This is a genomic window from Proteus sp. G2675 (genome assembly GCF_963886535.1).
Lineage (GTDB): Bacteria > Pseudomonadota > Gammaproteobacteria > Enterobacterales > Enterobacteriaceae > Proteus > Proteus mirabilis.
In genome coordinates, this window is record NZ_CAWPCB010000005.1 from 1 (window position 1) to 22,407 (window position 22,407).

Consider the following 22,407-nt stretch of genomic DNA (forward strand, 5'->3'; position numbering starts at 1 on the left):
ATTGATACTTTAAGTGCCTTTAATAAACCTTCAGGCAACTGTTCTTCCAGTGACGCATTAGAAACAATCACAAGACCATACATAGATATCCATGTATTCGTTTGTTGTAAGTGTCCTTGAATAAATTGCTTCGCTTTCTCTAACAAATAAACACAACTCTCTTGTGTGTTTTTGCGCCAATAGGATTCAATCGCCACCAGCAATGGAGCACCAGCATCACTAATTTTTTGCAAGCCGATTCGATATTGTTTTTTACCTGCGGGAGACGTTGTGCAAATTAATTGTGTCAGTTGTTGAGCTTCGCCATCAGTCGTATGGATATTCGCCGTTAAAATGACGGAGGTATTCTTTTCACTGTCTGTTTCTGAGGCATAGTGAAGACTAAACTGTAATTCGCTTATCTCTTTTGACATAACATTTACCGATTTATTTAGTTAATAAGGTGCCGACTCACAGCTCTTGTGTGAACGGTATAAGTGGGTGTGGATTCTGTGGTCGGCGTAGACGGAAAGGCTACAAAGTAACCTTATTTAATTTAGGGTTGAATATATTAATGAGAATAATTATCATTACAGTTGTATCAACTTTGACGAGTATGATACAAATAAGTACGACATACTTCTTGCGTTTACTTTATATGCCGACATAGCTCCTAGCGCGTCGGCATTTTTTTATTAAATTAATATTAATTTTTTGACTTAAAATGACGTCATAACATTGACAGAGTAATGATAATAATTATTATTTACTTCAATGTTTAGGCTTCATTTAGTCCTAACACATTGCTCTCATTATCGATCTTTTTGCAAATGACTTATGCCGACATCCCCTAGTGCGTCGGCCTTTTTTTTATATAAAAAAACCCCGCCGAAGCGAGGTTTTATATATTCAACTATTTAATGCTTAACTCATTTGAGCTGTCATCACACTTTTGCAAAAGATACATTTTGCGCCATGTGGATTGTTCACTGTGACATCAAATTGTGATGTTCTATATTGTGAACCGCTACAACAAGGGCATTTAAAATAGAGGCGAATAGTAATAGCGCCTTTAGAGAGCCACCACGTTGCCTGCTGCTGGACCTTTCATACCATTTTCAATGGTAAATGAAACTTCTTGGCCTTCCATCAGAGATTTGAAGTCATCACTTTGGATTGCAGAGTAATGTACAAATACATCTTTACTTCCATCTTTAGGGGTGATGAAACCAAAACCTTTATCATCGTTAAACCATTTTACTGAACCAGTCATTGTATTAGACATAGAATTTCCTTTAATTTATTTAATTTGCCATAAGGCATATGAGGGTTTGTTTTTTATTTTTACTTATGGGAATTAATTAGAAGGAATTCGCAATGAAGTGGTATCGAGGATAACGCTAAACGGTGAACAACTTTAAACTGACTAACATAAATAGGCCTGTACTTCCAAACCAGTGATGTCATTAAGCCATAGATGAACTCAGATAGCAAACTTTATTTTGTATATAAAAACCCCGCAAAAGCGGGTTTATAAGTTGGTTGACCTTGATGTCAGTCTTATCACAATATCATCATTTTTACGATCGTAAAGCGCTTTATGTGACTTTTTCTATGTATCGATCCATTTCTAAGGAGACATCTAACATCATCAACATACCCTCTATTATCCCTTCTGCTTTTTGCAGTTTTTTTCCTATATGAGTATCAGAACAATTGTGCTTGTTAGCCAGTTGCATAAATGTCATTCCGAATAAATAGTAATCAAGTAATAGGTCATGCATCTCACTATTCTTTTTATTTAATTGCGCCATGCAACTAGAAATAATTATTGCATCGTCTTCACAGCATTGAGGACGAGCTTTAACCTTGCTTGGTATTAATCCACTAAATCCCGCAGCAATCGAATACCATTGAACCGACTCAGTATTATCAGCCGCCCAAGCCCCCCATCGTTCTAATACCTGTTGAATATCACGCATTACGCCACTTCCTTATGTTGTTTTGAAAACACTAACTCTCTTACTTCACAGGCCTCTATTAACATGTCATTAAAATCGCCATTATCAGGCCATCTCACACTGACTGTTTCTACATCATTATTAGAAAGTAGGTTTTTATGTGCACATTCCATAGCGGCTGCATGCCCAGCAGCACTCCAATCCATATCTGTAAAGATAACAAGGTGAGTCACACCTTTTGGTGCTTTAAATTTCTTCATAAAGTTGGTATTGATGACCGACCAAGTATTTACACCATAGAGTTGCTTACAAGAAAGTGCTGTCTCGATACCTTCAGCAATGCCAAGCGTGCTATCGACAGGAAACATTCTTATCGCGACAGATTCTGCATACTCTAAATAATTATCTTCCTGCACAGCTGTCATTTTCTTCACTGTATCAAGAGAGGCTTTTTTATCCCCTTGTAAATACGTTCTATGTAAATAACAAAGTTGCCCTTTAGCATCAGTAGCTAGTGACCAAATAGCTTGAAATTTGTCAGAACTATTACGAACAGGTTGATGATCACAATAACGAACGTTATCAAGTGGTAACTCAAAAACACCTCGATTATGTAAATACTGCATGGCGGGGGTATTTTTCAGTGTTGATAATTTAGAATAACAGCCTGTGATGCGTTGGAATAAATTATTCTTATTTGTTTTACTTGGTAAAATCTCTTCTTTTTCGCGGTGATTACCAATCAAGACATCAATTTCATCTGCTAATGTTTTGAAGTCTTTGCCTTGTGTTCTTTCCAGTAATTGAAAGCCATTTCCCGAACCGCACGTGCAGATGTAAGTTCCTCGCCCGTCTTTATCATCAATACGAAATTTTCCTTTTTGCCCGCAAATAGGGCATTTCCCTTTAAAGTGCTTACGCCCCGTTATAGGAGGTAACCCATAATGTGCAAATATTTTTGCCCATTGCCCTTTTACGGCATCAATCGTATTCACAGTAAACCTCCTTGTTGTGGCTGGTGGCTAATTTGAGTACGTAAATTTTGAATATTGGCTTGTGCCTTCTTGCGAGATTTAGCAAAGGCAATTTGTTTGTACTTAATAAAGTTACTCACTTCGGGAGTGATTTCTTGTGGTGTGTTATGAAAGCCTCGTGGCCATACCCCAAATTTATCTTTAAAGGTATTAGCAACCCAACCATCACTGATCGGTTTCCCCTGTGTCGCTCGTTGGTTCTGATAGTATTTCAATTGAGACCACCAGCTTTGCTTGTCTTCTCGGGTGTAAATGCGCTCTTTTTTATTCAGTTTTTTGATGTTTCGGCTAGTATCAACATCGATATCTTCACCCACTAAAGGTTTGAATCCGCATTTAGGGCAAATATAAACACCTGCTGGCTTCATGTAGTGACAAGATGGGCATTCCTTCGGTTTCTTCTCTCGTTTTTCTTGCTCTCGGCTAGATGAAGATTCACTCATACCGTCATTTTTGGTAGGCAGTTCGTTATATTCAATGTCATCGGGATAACCTAAGCGGTGAACAGAACCAGAGTGATCGAAAATAAGGCAAGTCTCTTTTCCTGGTGCGGTACGCAATCCTCTACCAATAGCCTGACACCAACGAATTTCTGATTTAGTTGGGCGAGCGTAAATAATGCAACGAACATCACTATCAAAGCCGGCAATCAATGTGCCCACACTTACAAGCACCTTGGTCGCTCCTTGCTCAAACCGATGAATAATGATTTGACGCTCATCATGTGGCGTATCTGCAGTGATCACCTCAGCATTCACACCTGCACGGTTGAACTCGACGGTGACAAAATTGGCATGACTGACTGTGACGCAAAAGCAAATCGTAGGTAGGTTTCGTCCATTCACAAGCCAGTTATCAACAATATCCCCCACCAAATCTGCACCACTCATGATTTCAGCAATCTCAGCTTCTTTATAATCACTACCGAACTCTGCGTTGCTGGACGATTTTACTTTTGATAAATCGGGTTTAGTCGGCGCATAGAACTCGTATGAGCTTAAATCACCACGTTTAATTAATTCTTTCATTGTGGTGGGTTTGATCAATGTTTCGTAGTAATGACCAAGGAATGGCGCAAAAGGCGTACCAGATAAGCCAATTACCTTGAATTCACTTTCTCTGATCACTTCTAATATTTTCTTGCGGCGTAAATGTGCCTCATCGATAATTAATAAATCGATGTTGTCTGGAAATTCTCTACGGATAATTGTGTCTGCTGATGCGATTTGAATTAAACGAGTTGGATCATAATTAGGATGATCACGCCATACATAACCAATCTCTTCTGCTGGCAAACCATACTCAATAAAGCGACTGGCTGTTTGATCAATCAAAATGGTGTAAGGAACAAGAAACATCACTCTCATTTCATGCTGAACATGTCCATCAGTAATAAACGCAGCTAACGCCGTTTTTCCGCTTCCTGTTGGGCTATAAATCATGAATGTTCTATTTTGCTTCCATGCCTGACGTAACATCGTCAATCCGCGTTCCTGTGCAAAATTTGGTGTGATTGTTAACATCGGTTTCCTCATTTGATAACTAGCTCTGCCAAAGGAAGGGATTTATTTTTATTTGGACGTCTAAACGGCTGTGGGATTTTTACCCTCTATATAGATCTATATTTAAGATCTAACTCCTTCCTTGGCTGTGCCTTCCCTAACACCCCTTTCAAAGATCACCCCCCTTTCCCCCCTAGAAAGTTTTCCCCTCTTCCCCAGAAAACAATCTAGACGGCTAAACGTCTTAACTTCCAATTCCTCCTAAATCTAATTACTGTTAAATTGATAATGATTTTGTTGTATACCCTTGCATTGCTCTCTGATAACGCTTTATGAACTCTCTTAATCTCACGTTAGCCTCATGACGAGCTTTGTTGTCTTTACGGTAGGGAACTTGTTCTCGTTCCCATTCCGTTTGATACACTTCTGAATATTTAACTAATGCCTTTTGTCTCATACTTGGGCTTAACTTCGTTAGTTGTTCCTGAATCCACTTGGCATCATCAGGAAAGTAGTGTTCAGGCATCGGCATGTTGATTTGGTGCACCTAATTGCTCCTTGATTTTGTTTGGAAATGGCTTTATTTCTTCAGCTTCATACCCCCCTAAACCATTAGTGGAAATGTAAATAATTCGCCCTTTTCGTAAAGCTTGGCTAATTGCAGTTTGATGTACGCCAAGTAGCTCTGCAGTTCTTCCTTGCCCATTTTTTCTAACAAACTCGGATAAAAGTTCTTTTTGCATTTAATACCTCCACAAACAGAATAATACTATAGATATTATTATAATCAATACCTATAGTATTTGGATGTTAATATTAATAGTATTAGGATGTATTCATGAAATTAGAGAAAAAACTGACGACAGAACAGCTTGAAGACTGCTATAGGTTGAAAGCTTTGTATGAGTTAAAGAAAAAAGAGCTTAATCTAACTCAGCAGCAAATAGCTGATGAACTAGATATTAGTCAAGGAGCCGTTGGCCATTATCTTAATGGGCGAAATGCTCTTAACTTACAAATTGCCTCTGTTTTTGCTAAAAAACTACAAGTATCAATATCTGAGTTTAGCCCATCCTTAGCTAAAGAAATAACAGAGTTATCACAAGGAGTTGATGCAAATGTTAGCAACCCAAGACCTTATCGACCAGCCCCCAAATACCCCGTTATTAGCTTTGTTCAAGCAGGGAATTGGAATGAGGCTTGCGAGCCATATACACTAGATCAAATAGATGAATGGTATGAATCAGAGGTAAAAGTGCATGGTTCTGCATTCTGGCTGCGAGTGGAGGGAGATTCCATGACGGCTCCGATTGGGGTTAGTATTCCTGAAGGTTCACTTGTGCTTGTTGATACGGGCAGAGAACCAATAAATGGAAGCTTAGTGATTGCCAAGCTAACTGACACCAATGAGGCTACTTTTAAAAAATTAGTAATAGATGGGAATAGTCATTTTCTTAAGGGGCTAAATCCGGCGTGGCCAATGATATCGATTAATGGTAATTGTAAAATTATCGGTGTAGTGGTTCAGATGATGATGCGTTTCGTATGATACTTTGAAATTGCAAAAAAACTGGCTGTATTTGGTTGCAATCACCCAAAACTCAGGGCACCCGTGCCTTTTGTTCGTTTTCTGAAAGTGCCAATCACAATCTTCTCCGAAGATAGCCGAACAGTAAGTTTGTGTCATTCTGTCAGAGGAAGATATATATAAAAGTTTGGTATGAAGTGAGGGTTAGGTAATTGAATTCGTTACATAATACAAAATATGACAATCTCACGGGGCGCGAATTATACGCTTAATGAGTAATTCTGCAATAAAAAGATCTTGACACCATTAACCTCAAGGTAATAGACTTTTAAGTCAGAGGCGGGGTGAAAATTCTCTGCTGCTGATTCCGGGGCTCGGCTATTTATAGTCGGGCTTCCGTGTATTTAAACCTATAGAAAAATAACATGTCTCAGTTATACATAGTATATCTAGATGAATTTGGCCATGACGGTCCATTCATATCACATGATCATGAGCTTCATAACACTCACCCAGTATTCGGACTAGGTGGGTTTGTAATTCCTGCTAATAGAGTTCGAGACTTCTCTCATTTCTTCTTTAAGTTAAAACAAAATCTTTTTGGTAAATATGAGATTCCTGCCGCAAGGAAGAAAGAAGAAGAGGCTGGTGGAAAATTTCAACTGTCTAACTGGGAAAAGAAAGGGTCAAAACAGTATTCTGTAGCCAACTTAAAAAATTATAAAAGCTTTCTGATCGGCAGCACTGGACGAATTATAAACAATATAACCAAGATGGGTGGTTTTTTGTTTTATGTTGGAGAAGCTAAAAAAAGGGGAATAGAGAAGCACAATCCTCAAGGCGTATACAAATCCAGTCTAAAAGAAGTTATTAAAAGGCTTGATGATGAATTCAAGGGCCAAGACGCTCAGTTTCTTATTTTTATGGATGACCATGAGATAAGAAAAGAAATTGTAAAGCGTTCGATATATGAAATGCATCAATGCGATAAGTATCAGCTGCTGGAAGCACCTGTTCAGGTAGACAGTAAATTGTATCAGACTATTCAATGTGCAGATTGGCTTTGTGCACTGTATGGAAAGATATCTTACTTTGATGTTGAGCCTGAGAGTAAGCCAGAATATATATTATTTAAACAATATTTTGGTGACCGAATAGCCAGAGCGCAGAAGCGAAGTAATGTCAGGAATAACATAGACAGGCCAGCGTCAACTCAAAAGCTGACTGAGCTCTTAAATAAATTCAACTAACCCACTCCGGTGGGTTTTTTATTGCCCACAATTGCGACAGTAAGAAAGCAAATATCAACTAAATTTATAAATTTGTAAAAAAATTAATTGTAAAGTTTTGTTAGATAAATATCATAAGACGCGCTAATTAGTTTAGAATGGAATGGTTTAATGAAAAAAATAATTATCGCGTCAGTAATGGCATTTTTTGCATTTTCTTTAGGTGGGTGCGCTACGATCGTTGGAGATAAAACTCAACTAGTACAAATTGATAGTAATCCTTCTGGTGCTGATTTTTCCATAAAAGATGAACAGGGTAGAGTTGTTTCGCAAGGAAAAACTCCACAAGGCGTCACTTTAGAAAAGTCAACAGGTAGTTATTTTGGTAAGAAGCAGTATGAAGTTACTATCTCAAAAGATGGGGCTTCACCAATCACCTTACCTTTAAAGTCAAGCGCTAATGGTTGGTACATTGGCGGTAACTTGTTACTTGGAGGATTGATTGGTTGGTTTATTGTAGACCCATTCAATGGCGGAATGTACACATTACATCCAGAAAAGATTGAAGCCACCTTAAAATAACCTATTAATACTAAAAAGTATTTTTATGGTTAAAATAAAGTAAATTCATATAAATTGACTTACAAACCACCTTCGGGTGGTTTTTTATTGCTTAGAATTTATCGCACCTCCCCCTCTAAAGAAGTGATCTACATTCCAATCTGAGATTTTTTCGAAAATAAATCACCTGAAATATCAATAGCTTTTATACTAAAAACAATATTTAATATTTTAAGTATTGAAATAAAATAATACTCAAACTATTATTTATCATGTCAATTGAAAACAAAGGTATTAATATGACCAGTATATATTCTACTGCAATAGCTAATTTACCAAAACCTGACATGCATACAGGCGTAATGCTACCTATATTCTTATTTCGCTTTTGGACTAAAACAGAACATCCAGAGAAAAAAGAAGTTATGACCACCAGCGCTGAACAAGCTAAAGAACTATTAGGTGGTAACGTAGTTTTCTCTGCTCAATTTCCTTGCGAGGCTTAATCATGGCTCACGAACTCAACTTAGAGGCTGTTGCAAAAAAAAGCTCTCAATTAAATGCCCTGTTATTTCAACTAAATAATCTTCGAATTCCAGAAAGCCCTGATGTTGAAACTTTAATAGAACTAGCGCATGAATTATCTGGTGATGTTGTTAACTGGATTCTTGAAGAAAATGCACAGAGAGATAATGATCATGACAAAAGAAATAATTAATGTAGATAGCGGAAAAATGCTAGATACATTACATCGAGTAAAAGCATTTTTAATTTCAGCTCAGTTTCTTTCTCGCAATGGTGAAGAACAAGAAATTCAACTTAGTTTATTATCTCAAGCAGAAGATGAAATTAATGAGGTTTTAAATGATGAATAACACTGAATTAAAACAATCCGCTTGTGATGAATTACTTTATGCGACTTCTATTTTAAATCTCATTATCAACGACAACGTAACACCTAACGATAATATGTTTAATGCGATTGAATCTGCAGTAGCTAACATAGAAAGAGCTAAAGAAAGTATATCGAGTATTAATACTGATAAATCACCGAAGGCTATCGATGAAATTAAAATCAGTGATAAAGATACTATTGAAACAGCCGTCGGATGTATTTTAAACACATTAGAAACTGCAATTAATTTAAAAGTAGCTGAAGAAAGCGGTCACATTAAAAATTACGATATTCAAATTACAAATTTGATCCACTCAGCCAAATTAAATTTAGAAACTGTTTATGAAAAAGTAAGCTTCACGGAGGCGTAATGAATATCGATAAATTAATTGTTCTTCCTAATTTAAGTGAATTACCAGAAGGCAAACTGGGGAAATTAAGAGCAAACTTAGATTTATCTATTGATTCACTCATTACAGGAATGAATATATTCGGAGAGTTTATGTTTTGGGCTGATAATAATGAAAACTATCATGATAGTAAAAGTCATATTGGTGATGTGGGATTGTTTATAAGCCAAGTATCATTATTAGTATCAATATTAAATGACAGACTTGGTGGAATTGAATACGAAATATCAAATCGAAAAATAAAAGGAACAAAAAATGAGCAAACAACACGAAGCTATTGAGAAAGCGACTGATAATCAAATTACTATTGCTATGCGCCCTGTTTATATTATTGCAGGTGCTAATCGAGCTTACTTAAGTGAACGTTCAGCATTAAATAAGCTAGCAAACATTCTCACTGAGCGTGAATTTCACAAAAAAGGCATTGAAACTAACTACGAAGGTGAACAATGTGAACTTGAGAATGGCACAATCGCTTTCAAGCGTGGCGAACCTACCGAATACTTTATGAAACACAAAGAAGCTAAATTATCAGAGCTTCATGAACGATTAAAGCAGGAACGTAATATTGAACGCTTACAAAAGGAATATGCTAAAGCTGTAGAAAAATATGATGAGGCAGAAAAAGAAGCTGACAGATTATATTACGAATTAAATAATGCTTTAACCAATAAATAGAATATCTACGAAATAAAAATTAATTATAGCGTTCATGCTAGGAATTGCTGCGCTCTGAATCAGGAGCAACCAACATGGATAAAGTTAATTTACTTGAAATAAGAAGAAAGCGATTTATCAACTCAGTGCTTATTTACATTAAACAAAAAGGAAAGAAAGCTGAGTTTAAATCAAAGGTAAATAGTAAAACTGTTATTACAGGAATCAGCTTTGAAAATTTAAATAATTTCTTCCGTGATGTCTATGAAGAAAAAGATTGCCGTCAACGTTGTAAGTGGAGTGATAAAGATATCTATAACACCTATGAGCGTTTATATGAATCTAACGGCTCTATTTCTGAAATGGGTAAATTCATGATTGATTATATCGTTGAATATTTACCGCCTTACTTAAATGGAGAGGAATATAAATATCATGACGTTTTCTGAATTAATGAAAAAAGGTAAGGAGTTAGAGAATAAAGGATTTTATAGACGTGCAGTAGAACAATATAACAAAGCTTTTATTGTTGCAGAACCACCAACTACAGGCGCAATGAGTTATCAACAAAAAATAAGTAATCAATCATCTAAGCGTTGCTTAGATAAAGCAAAAATTAAAGTGACGGAGAGTTATTTATGAATAATTTAATCAGCATCAATGCATCAATGACCTCTAAAGAGATCGCTGAATTAGTTGGTAGCCGTGAAGATAGTGTAAAAAGAACTATTGAACGCTTAGTTGATAAAGGAATTATATCCAAACCACCAATGGTGGATGGGATTAAAACTGCAAATGGGGTAACGCCACAGCACTATTTATTTTCAGGTGAAGAAGGTAAGCGCGACAGTATTATTGTAGTTGCTCAATTATCGCCTGAATTTACAGCTCGGTTAGTTGATCGCTGGAAAGAACTTGAAGATGAACGAGTCAAACCAAAATCACAAGCTGAAATTATCGCTGCTATGGCATTGGCTAACCTAGAAAGCGAACGCCGTATATCTCATGTAGAGCAAAAAGTTGAACAAGTGAATGAAGTAGTTGAGCAAATAAAACAAGGAACGATCCCTGTAGGTTGGATTGGTTACTCATTAGCGAAAACCAAATCGGGTATGACGATTGATAAATGCAAGACGCTTGCCAAGCAATACGGCGTCCGAAAAGACCAAATAACCATTCTTACCCCAGAAGGCATGCCTAGGCCTATGGCGATCATTCATGAGGCTGACTTCATGGTGGCAATGAAACTCATGATGGGCGAAGCAGAGAAACGCGGTACTCGTTGGTATCACCCGAAAATGGGACTATTTCAGGCAATTGGTTGGGAGGATAAATAATGATTATTCAAACACATTTACTTCGTGCTGCTTTAGTTTGTGTGGCTAAACATGATCCTCGTTACTACCTGCAAGGTATTCATATCAGCAATAAGTACATTGAAGCGACTAACGGACATGTTGCTGTGCGTATGGAGCATGGCATAAAAACACGCCGTAACGAAATACTTGAATTCAAAGGCTCTATTCCTGCAAAGGCAAACACAACAGAAATTAAATTTACTGAAGAACCTTTTGCTATTCATCGCGACAAAAACGGTCATCGCGTGGGGTTCTCTGCACTTGTTTCATATAAAGGTGCGCGCTTCCCTAATTTAGATCTCGTCATCCCGACAGAATATGAACTTTGTTTACCTCATATGCAGGCTATCTACCTTACTTATCCTGAAAAGATGTTTAGTACTAGTCGCGGATTTCATCCTGTCTCATTTCATCCATCAGGAATGACCAAGCCTTGCCTATTAAAATTTAGTGACGTGATAAACGAAAAATACGGCAATCCGCAATTCGTTGTTATGCCATGCAGAGCTTGAGGTGAAAATGAAAATTGAATATATCTCCAGTGGAACGGGAAGCATGGCAAAGGTAGTTATTTTTTCCTTTATCACTGAGCGTAGAAAACTAAATCGGTTAGTTGATCGGGCATTACTTTTTACCCCCGTTCACGAAAGCACTATCGGGTTCTTTTTTCGAGTCACCACTATTTATGGCAAACCGAATCACGTATTGCGGGCTTACAAAATTATTTGCAAGGAGGCAAAAAATGACAACTACAACTCGATACATTAAATGGAAGGAAATGATCCAGTTAACAGGAAAAAGTAAACCTACTATTTGGAGAATGTACGCAAAACGAAATGAATTCCCAAAACCAGAAAGAACAAAAGGCGGTACGTTTTTAGGTTGGCCAGAACATGTCTATGAAGAGTGGGTTAGAAGTGAAAAGCTGTAATGCTAACTTGACCCGTTACTTGACCCGCATCTCTTGCGGGTTTCTTTTTAAGATCTTGTAAGGTGTTGATTTTAAATGGTACGCCCTACAGGATTCGAACCTGTGACCTACGGCTTAGAAGGCCGTTGCTCTATCCAACTGAGCTAAGGGCGCCTAGAGGGGAAATAGACGTTAGCATTTATGCTGATAACGGGTGTGAATTATACTTTCAACATTCTGAGAGTCAACGATTTTTCCACAAAATCAAACTAGATGGTTAAAATATGGTAAGTAATCAACTGACAGATTGCTTATGATCTGACAAAATAGAGCAATACCATAATTGAATAATTTGGATGTATAGATGTCAGCAAGAATTATAGATGGGAAAACGATTGCGAAGACCATCAGAAGTGAAGTGGCAGAAAAAGTAAAACAACGTATTAAGATAGGAAAACGTGCACCGGGTTTAGCGGTTATTTTAGTCGGTGATAACCCTGCATCGCAAATCTATGTTGCTAGTAAACGTAAAGCTTGTGATGAGGTAGGATTTATCTCTCGCTCTTACGATCTACCGGATACTACAAGTGAAGCAGATTTACTCAATCTCATTGATACTCTAAATGAAGATAATACTATTGATGGTATTTTAGTGCAGCTCCCTTTACCTGCGGGAATTGATAACGTCAAAGTATTAGAACGTATTCATCCTGATAAAGATGTTGATGGCTTCCATCCTTACAATATTGGTCGGTTGTGCCAACGTGCACCTAAGCTACGTCCTTGCACCCCTCGTGGTATTGTCACACTCTTAGAGCGTTGCAATATTCCAATGAATGGCTTAAATGCGGTAATTATTGGTGCTTCAAATATTGTTGGTCGCCCAATGAGTTTAGAGCTACTGCTTGCAGGCTGTACAACGACTGTCACTCATCGTTTTACTAAAGACTTACGTTTTCATGTTGAACATGCTGATTTGGTGGTTGTGGCAGTTGGTAAACCTAACTTTATTCCTGGTGAATGGATAAAACCTGGCGCTATTGTCATTGATGTCGGTATTAATCGCCTTGAAAACGGTAAAGTGGTTGGTGATGTTGATTTCGCACAAGCCTCTCAACGCGCGGGGTGGATCTCCCCTGTTCCGGGTGGTGTAGGTCCAATGACTGTAGCGACTTTGATTCAAAATACGTTGCAAGCCTGCGAAGAATATCACGATCCTGATATAGGAAATAATTAATCAATGGAAACATTTCAATTAGATGGTCACCCCTATGTAGAACTGTGTGATCTATTAAAACTCCAAGGTTGGACAGAAAGCGGAGCCGCTGCAAAAAATATTATTGCTGAAGGCCTCGTTTGCGTTGATGGTGAAGTAGAAACACGTAAACGCTGTAAAATTACTGCCGGTAAAGTCGTCACACTCGGTGAGTTTGCTGTCACTGTCAGCAACTAGTTCAGCTAATCATACTCGTTACTCAAGCGTTACTCTTTAGTAACGCTTTTTTTATCTTTCTACCCTTTTTTTACTAAACACGCTATTTTTCGAGCTTTTATTTAAGTCTGTAAAATTAGTGGACTAATCCATTGATTTTAAATTGATTTAATTGCATCAATTTAAGATAATAATAGTAGGTTATTATTTTTGCTATTCATATCAGTGATAATACTTTATCTCGCTTCAGCACATTAACGCTTTGATAAAGAATAAGTTAAATATTGATTACATAACCTATTATTTTTTATATAAATAATACTTAGTCTGCTAGTAGTAAGAATTTCAGCAACCTTATTCCGTTGGATGATTTTTACGTATTAATAATCGCTTTAATATGCTAAAACGTGATTTAGATCTAACTTTTCCTTTGTTTTATTAGGCAAAAGAACATTGTTTATACTAAATTAGACATTATAGTTTGAAACGATTCAGCCTGATAATAAAGTATGAAGCGTTATTTTTAATTTTTATGTTGTATTTGATCCTTAATCTAATAGGAGTTCTTATGTTTAACCTACCAATCCAAGGTGTCTCTATGCTTTTCTTGCAACAGAAAAGTGATACCTATGATTTTACTACAGGTAAGGTACAAGCATGAGACGTCGAGTCGCTACCATTACATTAAATCCTGCTTATGATCTTGTGGGATTAAGTACCCCTATTGAATTGGGTGAAGTTAACCGAGTAACAACAGCGGGATTTCATGCTGCCGGTAAAGGTATCAATGTAGCCAAAGTATTAAAAAGCCTTGGTATTGATGTCACTGTTGGCGGTTTTTTAGGTAAAGAGAATCAAGATGGCTTTCAAAAAGAGTTTAGTGAAGCCGGGATTGCTAATCGCTTCCAAATGGTTGAAGGTCGCACACGTATCAATGTCAAACTGACTGAACCCAACGGTAAAGTAACTGATTTTAACTTTTCAGGGTTTGAAATCACTAAACAAGATTGGACTCGTTTTGTAAATGACACACTCAGCTGGGCGGGTCAATTTGATATGATTTGTGTCAGTGGAAGTGTACCACCAAGTATTGATTTAAATGATTTTACTGCTTGGATGAAGCGACTACGTAGCGAATGTATGTGCCTTATTTTTGATAGTAGCAGAGAAGCATTTGTCGCGGGGTTAAAAGCGTTACCTTGGTTAGTAAAACCCAATCATCATGAACTAGAAATTTGGGCAGGTAGACCCTTACCTGAGCTCTCTGACGTGGTACAAGCTGCCCATGAATTACGCCAGCAAGGTATTGCTCATGTTGTTATCTCGTTAGGTGAACAAGGCGCTATGTGGGTTAATGCCTCTGGTGCGTGGATGGCAAAACCGCCTAAATGTGATGTGGTCAGCACAGTAGGTGCCGGTGACTCTATGGTGGGTGGGTTGATTTATGGTTTGATGATGAGGCAAACCAGTGAACATACCTTACGTCTTGCTACAGCAATTTCAGCTCTTGCCGTCAGTCAAACTAATGTTGGAATAACTGATCGTGAACAATTGGCAAGAATGATGACCGAAGTTGAATTAACGCCACTAAAAATCTAAAAAAATATCGGATAATAATTACCCGATATTTTTGACTTTATCTGCTTTATCAATAGGTAGCAATATTAGCTATTACGACGCCATGTTGTACCTTGTGGGCCATCTTCTAATACAATTCCCATTGCTGTTAAAGCATCACGAGCGGCATCCGCAGCTGCCCAATCTTTATTCTTACGAGCATCATTGCGTTGTTGAATTAACGCTTCAATTTTTTCTACTTCATCAGCATCGTCTGCTTGCGCACCACTTTGTAAGAAGTGTTCTGGTTGTTGCTCTAATAGGCCTAATACTTTGGCCAATTTACGCAACACCGCTGCTAAACCATTAGCCGCCTCCATATTGACGGTTTTTAAGCGATTCACTTCGCGTGCTAAATCAAATAATACAGAATAGGCTTCTGGTGTATTGAAATCATCGTTCATTGCTTCAATAAACTGCGCTTCAAACGCTTCACCACCAGCAGGTTGAGCATTTGCATCAGTGCCACGTAAAGAAGTATATAAACGCTCTAATGCGGTACGCGCCTGTTTTAAGTTCTCTTCGGTATAATTTAGTTGGCTACGATAGTGTCCTGATAATAAGAAATAACGTACCGTTTCAGCATCGTAATAGGCAAGAACATCACGAATAGTAAAAAAGTTATTCAGTGATTTAGACATTTTTTCTTTGTCTACCATCACCATACCGGAATGCATCCAATAATTAACATAAGGACCATCATGAGCGCAGGTTGATTGTGCAATTTCATTTTCATGATGCGGGAACATTAAATCTGAACCACCGCCATGAATATCAAAATGATGACCTAATTCTTTACCATTCATGGCTGAACATTCAATATGCCAGCCTGGTCGCCCTTCTCCCCATGGTGATGTCCAACTTGGTTCACCGGGTTTTGACATTTTCCAAAGCACGAAATCCATAGGATTGCGTTTTACGTTAGCGACTTCAACCCGAGCCCCTGCTTGTAGTTGCTCTAAATCTTGACGAGAAAGCAAGCCATAATCCGGATCGGTATCAATGGCAAACATCACATCACCATTTTCTGCTACATAAGCATGACCACGTTTAATTAATGTCTCGGTAAGAGCAATAATTTCTGCAATATGATGTGTGGCTCGTGGCTCTGAATCAGGGCGTAAGATATTCAATGCATCAAAATCTTTATGCATTTCCGCTAACATACGTGTCGTTAATTGTTCGCAAGTTTCATTATTTTCAATCGCACGCTTGATGATTTTATCATCCACATCAGTGACATTGCGCACATAATTCACATCATACCCTAAATAACGTAAATAGCGGGTTATGGCATCAAATGCCACAAATGTACGTCCATGACCAATATGACATAAATCATAAATAGTGATGCCACACACGTACATACCTATTTTTCCTTTATGGATAGGTTTAAATTCTTCTTTTTGTCGAGTAAGAGTATTAAAAATCTTTAGCATCAGAGGACGTTCCCATTTTTAACTGTACGTGTTGATTACGTATTTATGTATATAAAATAACGACTACAGCGATAAAAATAACCACATAACATTACCTTTATAAGGGTTTTAATGCCTAAACTCAAAGGTAATCCAATTAATAGCCTCTTATATTACTCTGCTCTGCGTTTATTTTCACTGTTCAATCGTTAACAGTAAGGCGCCAAATTGAGTTTATTGGTGAAATAATTGGCGAAAAATGTTTTCTATTACTATTTTCGCGCTTTTTAGCGTGAAAGTCGCCATGAACAAAAGATGAATACTGACTAAATAAGGTAACTGTGGTATAAAAAAACGGTCTATTGTTTCAGCCCACATCTGGGTAAAACTAAAATTATACTAGGATCTGAATATGGTTACTTTTCATACCAATTACGGCGATATCGTGATTAAAACATTTGCAGATAAAGCACCTGCAACCGTAGAAAATTTTTTAGATTACTGTAAAGAAGGGTTCTACGATAACACTATCTTCCACCGTGTTATTAATGGTTTTATGATCCAAGGTGGTGGTTTTGAACCTGGTATGAAGCAAAAAGAAACTAAAGCCCCGGTAAGAAACGAAGCAAACAACGGTCTTGCCAATAATCGTGGTACATTAGCGATGGCTCGTACCAACGATCCACATTCTGCAACAGCACAATTCTTTATCAACGTAGCAGATAACGACTTCTTAAACTTCCGTGCAGAAAATGCCAATGGTTGGGGATATTGTGTATTTGCTGAAGTTGTTGAAGGGATGGATGTTGTAGACAAAATCAAAGCCGTTTCTACTGGTCGCAGTGGTTTCCACCAAGATGTTCCTCGTGAAGATATTATCATTAACAGTGTTACTGTTAGCGAATAAGTAGCGCTTTTTATGTGCACCCTGTTTATTGCAGATCTGCATTTAAGTGAGCACGAACCGGCAATTACTGCCGGTTTTCTTCGCTTTTTACAAGAGCAAGCGATCCACGCAAATGCACTTTATATTTTGGGTGATTTTTTTGATTTTTGGATTGGTGATGATGATCCTAATCCACTACATCAGCGCATAGCCCAAGCATTAATGGCATTAAAAAATGCGGGAGTGCCCTGCTATTTTATTCATGGTAACCGCGATTTCTTAATCGGCTCTCGCTTTGCAAAAGAGAGCGGAATGACACTGCTACCACAAGAAAAAGTGCTTGAGATAGAGCAACATCGCATTTTAATCTTACATGGTGATACGCTTTGCACCGATGATGATGCCTATCAACGCTATCGTAAAAAAGTCCACAATAAGTTTATTCAACGCTTATTCCTACTCCTTCCTCTGACCATTCGATTACGTATTGCTAAAAAAATGCGCTCTCGTAGTCAAAGTAGCAACCAATACAAATCTGAAGCGATAATGGACGTTAATGCTCAAGCCGTTATCAATACCTTTAAACAATTTAATACCCAATGGATGATCCACGGTCATACTCATCGACCGGCGATCCACACCGTCGACATTGATGGGAAACCACATTATCGAGGTGTATTAGGAGCTTGGCATACGGAAGGCTCAATGTTTAAAGTCACCTCAGATAAAATCGAACTGATCCAATTTCCATTTTAAATAGATGATACTTTTTCGGCTATTGTAGCATATTTTTCTTTACGCAAACGTTTTCCTTGACGTGTTAGCGTGATACTATCATGCTCAGTTTCTCTGGCTATATCCGTTTATGCTTACAGGAGCAGTTAAGTAATGTCTTCTCAAGTTGGTCTCAATACCTCATCCCCTCGTATCGCCATTGTGATGGGTTCGAAAAGTGACTGGGCGACAATGTGTCATGCCGCAGAAGTCCTAGACACGTTACAACTTCCTTACCATGTTGAAATTGTTTCCGCACACCGAACACCGGATAAATTATTTCGTTTCGCAGAACAGGCCAAAGAGAATGGTTTTGACGTGATTATTGCGGGTGCTGGCGGTGCTGCACATTTACCGGGGATGTTGGCAGCCAAAACCTTAGTTCCTGTATTAGGGGTTCCTGTACAAAGTGCTGCATTAAGTGGTATTGATAGCCTTTATTCTATTGTACAAATGCCGAAAGGTATTCCCGTTGGCACACTGGCTATTGGTAAAGCGGGGGCTGCTAATGCCGCGCTACTTGCCGCACAAATTTTAGCATTACACTCTGCTGATATTTTTAATGCATTAACACAATGGCGAGCAACACAGACACAAGAAGTCCTTAATCACCCTGATCCAAGGGAGGCGCTATGAAGCCGGTTTGTGTTCTTGGTAATGGACAGTTAGGTCGAATGTTACGTCAAGCGGGTGAGCCATTAGGTATTGCGGTATATCCCGTAGGGCTTGATGCTGAACCCGAAGCGGTACCTTATCAAAAGAGTATTATTACCGCAGAAATTGAGCGTTGGCCGGAAACCGCATTAACCAATGAGTTAGAGCACCATGCTAACTTTATTAACCGAGATATTTTTCCATTACTCGCAGATCGCTTACCACAAAAACAACTCCTTGATGAGCTTCATTTAGCGACGGCACCTTGGCAACCATTAACTTCGGCTGAGCAATGGCCTGAGCTATTCAATCAGCTAGGGGAGTTTATTATCGTTAAACGCCGTGTTGGTGGTTACGACGGACGAGGTCAATGGCGGATACACCCAGGTGACGAACAACAATTACCAGCCGAAATATATGGTGAATGTATTGTCGAACAAGGTATTCCTTTCTCTGGAGAAGTCTCTTTAGTTGGTGCAAGAAATCGTCAGGGGGATTGTGTTTTTTATCCACTCACTCACAATCTTCATCAAGATGGCATTTTACGCATGAGTGTTGCGCTACCAAATCCTCCCGAGGCATTACAACAATTAGCAGAGGATATGCTTAGCAAGATCCTCAATAAACTAAATTATATCGGTGTAATGGCCATGGAATGCTTTATTGTCGGTGATAAATTACTGATTAATGAACTCGCACCTCGCGTCCACAACAGTGGTCACTGGACACAAAATGGTGCTTCTATTAGCCAGTTTGAACTTCACTTACGTGCTATTCTTGATTTACCGATGCCCAAACCTAATGTTTGCCAATCGGCGGTAATGGTTAATCTTATTGGAACGGAGATCGACACCAAATGGCTATCATTACCTTTAGTTCATCTACATTGGTATGAAAAAGAAGTGCGTCCAGCCCGCAAAGTAGGGCATCTCAACTTAGTACATAATCACCATCAAGCTCTGCAAAAGACCTTAAGTGCATTAAGTCCCCTGCTCGATGAAGCCTACCAATATCCGATTAAATGGGCGCTAGAAAAATTAAGCTAGCAGTCCGACTCAGAAAGTTAGAGAATAATAGCCTTTAAATGTACTGGCCTGTGAATACAAGGCCAGTTATTCGCTATTTTTTCCTGAACATTCAGGATACTGCACCCGTTCTATGGAGTCAGGATGCCAGTCACGCAACAAAATTTTGGTCCTATCTATCAGTGGAGCATACTGATACTGCTAGGTTTAGTGTACTTTCTCGCTACCGCAACAACATTTACCTCTTTAGGTGTGGTTCTACCTAGTATGATAGCTGAACTAGAGTGGAACTGGACACAAGCTGGCCTTGGTTTTACTTTATTGGGCTTAACCTGTGGACTTGCGAGCTTTTTACCCACTTTACTTATCCGTAAATTAAACGTCCGCTTCACACTCCTCATTGGACTGATTATTTTTGTCAGTGGATTCTATTTTCTATATGAAACCAATACCATCACACGCTACTTTCTTGGTACCGCCTTACTTGGGGTAGGTTTTACACTATTAGCAACCGTACCGGGCACTTACGTGCTATCGCGTCTATTTGAAAAACAGTCTTTTGCTTTTGGTGTCTATTTTACTATTGGTGGATTGGGAGGAGTTGCAGGCCCTTGGATCTATTTTTTAGCCACACACCTTTGGCACACATGGCGTATGCATTGGCTTATTTCAGCTATTATTCTATCAATTATTACCCTGCTGACTATTTTAGTATTACGAGAAGGCTCAGCAGAAAAAGCGCATGCGAAAAAAATCAGTCAATTACAAAGTAGCAAACGTATTTATCAAACCAAAGCGATATGGACCGCACGTCATGCTTTACGAACATGGCAATTTTATGTCATTGCTGCCACTTACACCGCTTTTCTATGGTGCGGGATCACAGTAAATAGTTTTGCAGTTGCACATATTATTGAAAATGGTTTTAGTGAAACTATTGCTGCAACGCTACTGAGCACCATGGCTTTTATCAATGCATTCTCACGATTAGCCGGTGGGGCGATTGGTGAATGGTTAGAGCCTAAAAAATTACTGATTGCCAGCTTAACGATTATTATTATCGGTCTATTAGCACTGAGTATGGCTAATAGTTGGATCTACCTAATGCTATTTACCCTTTGTGTGGGGATTGGTTATGGTATGACCTTCTTAGCCTCAAGTGTGTTACTGGCTAACTATTTTGGTCGCGCACCTTATTTAGAACTATTTTCGGTGATGAACCTGATCTCAACATTGGCCTGTTTAGCCCCCTTCTTTGCTGGGGCTATTAAGGATATTTCAGGCAGCTTCACACCTGCATTTTTAATTCTCACTATCCCTGTTTTAGTTATTTTGGTGATCACACTATTTATGCGCCCACCAATTTATCCTAACTTCCAACATGCCAGTGAAAAACATAATGCGCCAAGATAAAAATAAAACCGCAAATCTAGTTTAGAAATCCAATCAATATTATAGAGAAGCGGTTTTAGCGAGGAGAGATCGAGCAGATGAATGAAGAATTAATCATGAAATACTCAATTGGTATCGGCATAGCTTTGGCGTGTTTTATCGCCTTTCTTGCCATATCTTTTTTACATGATAAACAAAAAAAACGTCGTAGAAACATAATTATTCACATCATCCAAGCTATTTTACTTTGTAGTTTAGTGGCTATTGTAAGCCAATACTGTGAAATGGCGGTGGTAGATTTTAAACTACACTTTATCTCTTTTCAGATGATTAATTTCTTTAGCTATCTTGCTATCGCATTAATCCTGATGAGAAAATTTTTCTTACTCATTAATTTATTAGAAAAATCACAAATTAAAAAAGGCAGTGATCCCACCTCAGCCCGTATTATTTCGCGTATATTTAAAATCACTCTTCTTGTCATCATGATCTTACTGTTCGGTGAGCATTTTGGCATGAGTTTATCGGGCTTAATGACATTTGGTGGCTTAGGCGGTATTGCCATTGGTATGGCAAGTAAAGACGTTATGAGTAACCTTTTTTCAGGTGTTATGCTCTATTTTGATCGCCCTTTTAACATTGGTGATTGGGTACGTTCACCCGATCGCAATATCGAAGGAACTGTTGTTGAGATTGGCTGGCGTATCACGAAGATAATGACCTTTGATCATCGCCCGTTATATATTCCGAACTCAGTATTTTCCTCCATTAGTGTTGAAAACCCCGGCAGAATGACCAATCGACGTATTGAAACAGAATTAGGGTTACGCTATGAAGATTCGGACAAAGTTGGGGTTATCGTCGAAGATATCCGCACAATGCTACAACAAAACGACAAAATCGACACCAAACAGACTTTATTGGTCTATTTTAATCAATTCGCCGATTCATCATTAAATATTATGGTGTACTGTTTTACCAAAACCACGGTATGGGCAGAATGGTTAGATGCGCAGCAAGAAGTTTATTTAAAAATGATTGATATTGTGCATCAACATGGCGCTGACTTCGCCTTCCCATCACAAACTGTATATATTGAAAAATCATCGCCTGTATCACCATAAGCATCCGATAAAAAAATGCTGATATCCGTTCGATATCAGCATTTTTAATTCAATATCACGT

The 22,407-nt window shown here is 38.3% G+C and carries 32 protein-coding genes and 1 tRNA gene; 23 read left to right on the forward strand and 10 right to left on the reverse strand.

The features are described 5' to 3' along the window. The 8 genes from AACQ49_RS00745 to AACQ49_RS00780 all read right to left on the reverse strand — a co-directional run. Positions 1-413 (reverse strand): hypothetical protein (locus tag AACQ49_RS00745; RefSeq protein ID WP_161778839.1); only part of this gene is annotated, 413 nt, incomplete at its 3' end. A 490-nt stretch (positions 414-903) separates the two neighbouring features. Next, positions 904-1,044, reverse strand: a complete 141-nt coding sequence (gene ymcF, locus AACQ49_RS00750) for a cold shock small protein YmcF (RefSeq protein ID WP_418312483.1) — start codon at positions 1,042-1,044, stop codon at positions 904-906. A 7-nt stretch (positions 1,045-1,051) separates the two neighbouring features. Next, the gene (gene cspE / locus AACQ49_RS00755; protein ID WP_041701226.1) at positions 1,052-1,264 is read right to left on the reverse strand and encodes a transcription antiterminator/RNA stability regulator CspE; all 213 of its coding nucleotides are present in this window, start codon (positions 1,262-1,264) and stop codon (positions 1,052-1,054) included. Positions 1,265-1,577: 313 nt separating this feature from the next. Continuing rightward, positions 1,578-1,961, reverse strand: coding sequence for an antiterminator Q family protein (locus tag AACQ49_RS00760; RefSeq protein ID WP_020946095.1), 384 nt, complete (start codon positions 1,959-1,961; stop codon positions 1,578-1,580). After that, complete coding sequence (locus tag AACQ49_RS00765) at positions 1,961-2,935, reverse strand: DUF7146 domain-containing protein (RefSeq protein ID WP_161706782.1); 975 nt, start codon at positions 2,933-2,935, stop codon at positions 1,961-1,963. The genes AACQ49_RS00760 and AACQ49_RS00765 overlap by 1 nt, the downstream gene beginning before the upstream one ends. Beyond that, positions 2,932-4,497 (reverse strand): DEAD/DEAH box helicase family protein, encoded by a 1,566-nt coding sequence (locus tag AACQ49_RS00770; protein WP_161706781.1) that lies wholly within the window; start codon positions 4,495-4,497, stop codon positions 2,932-2,934. Before AACQ49_RS00770 ends, AACQ49_RS00765 begins: the two co-directional genes overlap by 4 nt. Before the next feature lie 256 nt (positions 4,498-4,753). Next, positions 4,754-5,002, reverse strand: coding sequence for a hypothetical protein (locus AACQ49_RS00775; RefSeq protein ID WP_161706784.1), 249 nt, complete (start codon positions 5,000-5,002; stop codon positions 4,754-4,756). Continuing rightward, positions 4,995-5,219 (reverse strand): Cro/CI family transcriptional regulator, encoded by a 225-nt coding sequence (locus tag AACQ49_RS00780; protein ID WP_020946099.1) that lies wholly within the window; start codon positions 5,217-5,219, stop codon positions 4,995-4,997. Before AACQ49_RS00780 ends, AACQ49_RS00775 begins: the two co-directional genes overlap by 8 nt. 95 nt (positions 5,220-5,314) lie before the next feature. Here AACQ49_RS00780 and AACQ49_RS00785 point away from each other — a divergent pair, with 95 nt between their 5' ends. The 14 genes from AACQ49_RS00785 to AACQ49_RS00850 all read left to right on the forward strand — a co-directional run bounded on the left by AACQ49_RS00785 (position 5,315) and on the right by AACQ49_RS00850 (position 12,045). Continuing rightward, complete coding sequence (locus tag AACQ49_RS00785) at positions 5,315-6,025, forward strand: LexA family protein (protein ID WP_161706780.1); 711 nt, start codon at positions 5,315-5,317, stop codon at positions 6,023-6,025. Between the two features lie 404 nt (positions 6,026-6,429). After that, complete coding sequence (locus AACQ49_RS00790) at positions 6,430-7,254, forward strand: DUF3800 domain-containing protein (RefSeq protein WP_161706779.1); 825 nt, start codon at positions 6,430-6,432, stop codon at positions 7,252-7,254. A 150-nt stretch (positions 7,255-7,404) separates the two neighbouring features. Then, positions 7,405-7,815: a hypothetical protein gene (locus AACQ49_RS00795; protein ID WP_161706778.1), complete on the forward strand. Its 411-nt coding sequence runs from the start codon at positions 7,405-7,407 to the stop codon at positions 7,813-7,815. 278 nt (positions 7,816-8,093) lie between these two features. Then, positions 8,094-8,300, forward strand: coding sequence for a hypothetical protein (locus AACQ49_RS00800; RefSeq protein WP_161706777.1), 207 nt, complete (start codon positions 8,094-8,096; stop codon positions 8,298-8,300). Positions 8,301-8,302: 2 nt separating this feature from the next. Next, entirely contained in the window at positions 8,303-8,512 is a 210-nt protein-coding gene (locus tag AACQ49_RS00805; RefSeq protein ID WP_161706776.1) for a hypothetical protein, read from the forward strand. After that, positions 8,493-8,669, forward strand: coding sequence for a hypothetical protein (locus AACQ49_RS00810; RefSeq protein WP_161706775.1), 177 nt, complete (start codon positions 8,493-8,495; stop codon positions 8,667-8,669). Before AACQ49_RS00805 ends, AACQ49_RS00810 begins: the two co-directional genes overlap by 20 nt. Beyond that, a complete protein-coding gene (locus AACQ49_RS00815) occupies positions 8,662-9,060 on the forward strand; it encodes a hypothetical protein (RefSeq protein WP_339366786.1) in 399 nt (132 codons plus the stop codon). Before AACQ49_RS00810 ends, AACQ49_RS00815 begins: the two co-directional genes overlap by 8 nt. Next, on the forward strand, positions 9,060-9,380 hold the full coding sequence (locus AACQ49_RS00820) for a hypothetical protein (RefSeq protein ID WP_161706773.1): 321 nt from the start codon (positions 9,060-9,062) through the stop codon (positions 9,378-9,380). Before AACQ49_RS00815 ends, AACQ49_RS00820 begins: the two co-directional genes overlap by 1 nt. Further along, on the forward strand, positions 9,355-9,777 hold the full coding sequence (locus AACQ49_RS00825; protein WP_088207082.1) for a hypothetical protein: 423 nt from the start codon (positions 9,355-9,357) through the stop codon (positions 9,775-9,777). The genes AACQ49_RS00820 and AACQ49_RS00825 overlap by 26 nt, the downstream gene beginning before the upstream one ends. 74 nt (positions 9,778-9,851) lie before the next feature. Beyond that, a complete protein-coding gene (locus AACQ49_RS00830; protein WP_161706772.1) occupies positions 9,852-10,205 on the forward strand; it encodes a hypothetical protein in 354 nt (117 codons plus the stop codon). Beyond that, the gene (locus AACQ49_RS00835) at positions 10,192-10,398 is read left to right on the forward strand and encodes a hypothetical protein (RefSeq protein ID WP_237584855.1); all 207 of its coding nucleotides are present in this window, start codon (positions 10,192-10,194) and stop codon (positions 10,396-10,398) included. The genes AACQ49_RS00830 and AACQ49_RS00835 overlap by 14 nt, the downstream gene beginning before the upstream one ends. Beyond that, a complete protein-coding gene (locus tag AACQ49_RS00840) occupies positions 10,395-11,093 on the forward strand; it encodes a Rha family transcriptional regulator (RefSeq protein WP_161706771.1) in 699 nt (232 codons plus the stop codon). Before AACQ49_RS00835 ends, AACQ49_RS00840 begins: the two co-directional genes overlap by 4 nt. Further along, on the forward strand, positions 11,093-11,626 hold the full coding sequence (locus AACQ49_RS00845; RefSeq protein WP_161706770.1) for a hypothetical protein: 534 nt from the start codon (positions 11,093-11,095) through the stop codon (positions 11,624-11,626). The genes AACQ49_RS00840 and AACQ49_RS00845 overlap by 1 nt, the downstream gene beginning before the upstream one ends. A 230-nt stretch (positions 11,627-11,856) precedes the next feature. Further along, positions 11,857-12,045, forward strand: coding sequence for a helix-turn-helix transcriptional regulator (locus AACQ49_RS00850; RefSeq protein WP_051175912.1), 189 nt, complete (start codon positions 11,857-11,859; stop codon positions 12,043-12,045). Between the two features lie 76 nt (positions 12,046-12,121). Here the strand turns inward: AACQ49_RS00850 and AACQ49_RS00855 are convergent. Beyond that, a tRNA-Arg gene (locus tag AACQ49_RS00855) sits at positions 12,122-12,198 on the reverse strand. A 190-nt stretch (positions 12,199-12,388) separates the two neighbouring features. Here AACQ49_RS00855 and folD point away from each other — a divergent pair. From folD to fruK, 3 genes are all read left to right on the forward strand, one after another. Then, entirely contained in the window at positions 12,389-13,261 is an 873-nt protein-coding gene (folD, locus tag AACQ49_RS00860; protein ID WP_004248636.1) for a bifunctional methylenetetrahydrofolate dehydrogenase/methenyltetrahydrofolate cyclohydrolase FolD, read from the forward strand. A 3-nt stretch (positions 13,262-13,264) separates the two neighbouring features. After that, positions 13,265-13,477: a ribosome-associated protein YbcJ gene (ybcJ, locus tag AACQ49_RS00865; RefSeq protein ID WP_004244244.1), complete on the forward strand. Its 213-nt coding sequence runs from the start codon at positions 13,265-13,267 to the stop codon at positions 13,475-13,477. 636 nt (positions 13,478-14,113) lie between these two features. After that, positions 14,114-15,055, forward strand: coding sequence for a 1-phosphofructokinase (fruK, locus tag AACQ49_RS00870; RefSeq protein ID WP_004248638.1), 942 nt, complete (start codon positions 14,114-14,116; stop codon positions 15,053-15,055). A gap of 65 nt (positions 15,056-15,120) precedes the next feature. Here the strand turns inward: fruK and cysS are convergent, their stop codons facing one another. Continuing rightward, positions 15,121-16,512, reverse strand: a complete 1,392-nt coding sequence (cysS, locus tag AACQ49_RS00875; protein WP_004244247.1) for a cysteine--tRNA ligase — start codon at positions 16,510-16,512, stop codon at positions 15,121-15,123. Between the two features lie 391 nt (positions 16,513-16,903). On the opposite strand from cysS, the gene ppiB reads away from it, so the two are divergent. From ppiB to AACQ49_RS00905, 6 genes are all read left to right on the forward strand, one after another. Then, positions 16,904-17,398, forward strand: coding sequence for a peptidylprolyl isomerase B (gene ppiB / locus AACQ49_RS00880; protein ID WP_004244249.1), 495 nt, complete (start codon positions 16,904-16,906; stop codon positions 17,396-17,398). A gap of 12 nt (positions 17,399-17,410) precedes the next feature. Then, positions 17,411-18,133 carry a UDP-2,3-diacylglucosamine diphosphatase gene (locus AACQ49_RS00885; RefSeq protein WP_004244250.1) on the forward strand — a complete coding sequence of 241 codons (723 nt, stop codon included), beginning with the start codon at positions 17,411-17,413 and terminating at the stop codon, positions 18,131-18,133. 132 nt (positions 18,134-18,265) lie between these two features. After that, on the forward strand, positions 18,266-18,787 hold the full coding sequence (gene purE / locus AACQ49_RS00890) for a 5-(carboxyamino)imidazole ribonucleotide mutase (RefSeq protein WP_004248640.1): 522 nt from the start codon (positions 18,266-18,268) through the stop codon (positions 18,785-18,787). Further along, a complete protein-coding gene (gene purK / locus AACQ49_RS00895; protein ID WP_004248641.1) occupies positions 18,784-19,851 on the forward strand; it encodes a 5-(carboxyamino)imidazole ribonucleotide synthase in 1,068 nt (355 codons plus the stop codon). The genes purE and purK overlap by 4 nt, the downstream gene beginning before the upstream one ends. Positions 19,852-19,974: 123 nt before the next feature. Continuing rightward, positions 19,975-21,243, forward strand: coding sequence for an MFS transporter (locus AACQ49_RS00900; RefSeq protein WP_004244255.1), 1,269 nt, complete (start codon positions 19,975-19,977; stop codon positions 21,241-21,243). 77 nt (positions 21,244-21,320) lie between these two features. After that, positions 21,321-22,346 (forward strand): mechanosensitive ion channel family protein, encoded by a 1,026-nt coding sequence (locus AACQ49_RS00905; protein ID WP_004244256.1) that lies wholly within the window; start codon positions 21,321-21,323, stop codon positions 22,344-22,346. Positions 22,347-22,407: the final 61 nt, after the last annotated feature.

Excerpts from the sequence above, each read along its gene's own strand:
- AACQ49_RS00905 (WP_004244256.1), top strand. The coding sequence starts at position 21,321 with ATGAATGAAGAATTAATCATGAAATACTCAATTGGTATCGGCATAGCT.
- AACQ49_RS00845 (WP_161706770.1), top strand. The coding sequence starts at position 11,093 with ATGATTATTCAAACACATTTACTTCGTGCTGCTTTAGTTTGTGTGGCT.
- ppiB (WP_004244249.1), top strand. The coding sequence starts at position 16,904 with ATGGTTACTTTTCATACCAATTACGGCGATATCGTGATTAAAACATTT.
- AACQ49_RS00900 (WP_004244255.1), top strand. The coding sequence starts at position 19,975 with ATGCCAGTCACGCAACAAAATTTTGGTCCTATCTATCAGTGGAGCATA.
- AACQ49_RS00780 (WP_020946099.1), bottom strand. The coding sequence starts at position 5,219 with ATGCAAAAAGAACTTTTATCCGAGTTTGTTAGAAAAAATGGGCAAGGA.
- AACQ49_RS00790 (WP_161706779.1), top strand. The coding sequence starts at position 6,430 with ATGTCTCAGTTATACATAGTATATCTAGATGAATTTGGCCATGACGGT.
- AACQ49_RS00835 (WP_237584855.1), top strand. The coding sequence starts at position 10,192 with ATGACGTTTTCTGAATTAATGAAAAAAGGTAAGGAGTTAGAGAATAAA.
- AACQ49_RS00840 (WP_161706771.1), top strand. The coding sequence starts at position 10,395 with ATGAATAATTTAATCAGCATCAATGCATCAATGACCTCTAAAGAGATC.
- AACQ49_RS00830 (WP_161706772.1), top strand. The coding sequence starts at position 9,852 with ATGGATAAAGTTAATTTACTTGAAATAAGAAGAAAGCGATTTATCAAC.
- ybcJ (WP_004244244.1), top strand. The coding sequence starts at position 13,265 with ATGGAAACATTTCAATTAGATGGTCACCCCTATGTAGAACTGTGTGAT.
- cspE (WP_041701226.1), bottom strand. The coding sequence starts at position 1,264 with ATGTCTAATACAATGACTGGTTCAGTAAAATGGTTTAACGATGATAAA.
- AACQ49_RS00810 (WP_161706775.1), top strand. The coding sequence starts at position 8,493 with ATGACAAAAGAAATAATTAATGTAGATAGCGGAAAAATGCTAGATACA.
- AACQ49_RS00775 (WP_161706784.1), bottom strand. The coding sequence starts at position 5,002 with ATGCCTGAACACTACTTTCCTGATGATGCCAAGTGGATTCAGGAACAA.
- fruK (WP_004248638.1), top strand. The coding sequence starts at position 14,114 with ATGAGACGTCGAGTCGCTACCATTACATTAAATCCTGCTTATGATCTT.
- AACQ49_RS00760 (WP_020946095.1), bottom strand. The coding sequence starts at position 1,961 with ATGCGTGATATTCAACAGGTATTAGAACGATGGGGGGCTTGGGCGGCT.
- AACQ49_RS00770 (WP_161706781.1), bottom strand. The coding sequence starts at position 4,497 with ATGTTAACAATCACACCAAATTTTGCACAGGAACGCGGATTGACGATG.
- purK (WP_004248641.1), top strand. The coding sequence starts at position 18,784 with ATGAAGCCGGTTTGTGTTCTTGGTAATGGACAGTTAGGTCGAATGTTA.
- AACQ49_RS00805 (WP_161706776.1), top strand. The coding sequence starts at position 8,303 with ATGGCTCACGAACTCAACTTAGAGGCTGTTGCAAAAAAAAGCTCTCAA.
- AACQ49_RS00795 (WP_161706778.1), top strand. The coding sequence starts at position 7,405 with ATGAAAAAAATAATTATCGCGTCAGTAATGGCATTTTTTGCATTTTCT.
- AACQ49_RS00885 (WP_004244250.1), top strand. The coding sequence starts at position 17,411 with ATGTGCACCCTGTTTATTGCAGATCTGCATTTAAGTGAGCACGAACCG.
- AACQ49_RS00825 (WP_088207082.1), top strand. The coding sequence starts at position 9,355 with ATGAGCAAACAACACGAAGCTATTGAGAAAGCGACTGATAATCAAATT.
- cysS (WP_004244247.1), bottom strand. The coding sequence starts at position 16,512 with ATGCTAAAGATTTTTAATACTCTTACTCGACAAAAAGAAGAATTTAAA.
- AACQ49_RS00800 (WP_161706777.1), top strand. The coding sequence starts at position 8,094 with ATGACCAGTATATATTCTACTGCAATAGCTAATTTACCAAAACCTGAC.
- folD (WP_004248636.1), top strand. The coding sequence starts at position 12,389 with ATGTCAGCAAGAATTATAGATGGGAAAACGATTGCGAAGACCATCAGA.
- AACQ49_RS00820 (WP_161706773.1), top strand. The coding sequence starts at position 9,060 with ATGAATATCGATAAATTAATTGTTCTTCCTAATTTAAGTGAATTACCA.
- AACQ49_RS00850 (WP_051175912.1), top strand. The coding sequence starts at position 11,857 with ATGACAACTACAACTCGATACATTAAATGGAAGGAAATGATCCAGTTA.
- purE (WP_004248640.1), top strand. The coding sequence starts at position 18,266 with ATGTCTTCTCAAGTTGGTCTCAATACCTCATCCCCTCGTATCGCCATT.
- AACQ49_RS00815 (WP_339366786.1), top strand. The coding sequence starts at position 8,662 with ATGAATAACACTGAATTAAAACAATCCGCTTGTGATGAATTACTTTAT.
- AACQ49_RS00785 (WP_161706780.1), top strand. The coding sequence starts at position 5,315 with ATGAAATTAGAGAAAAAACTGACGACAGAACAGCTTGAAGACTGCTAT.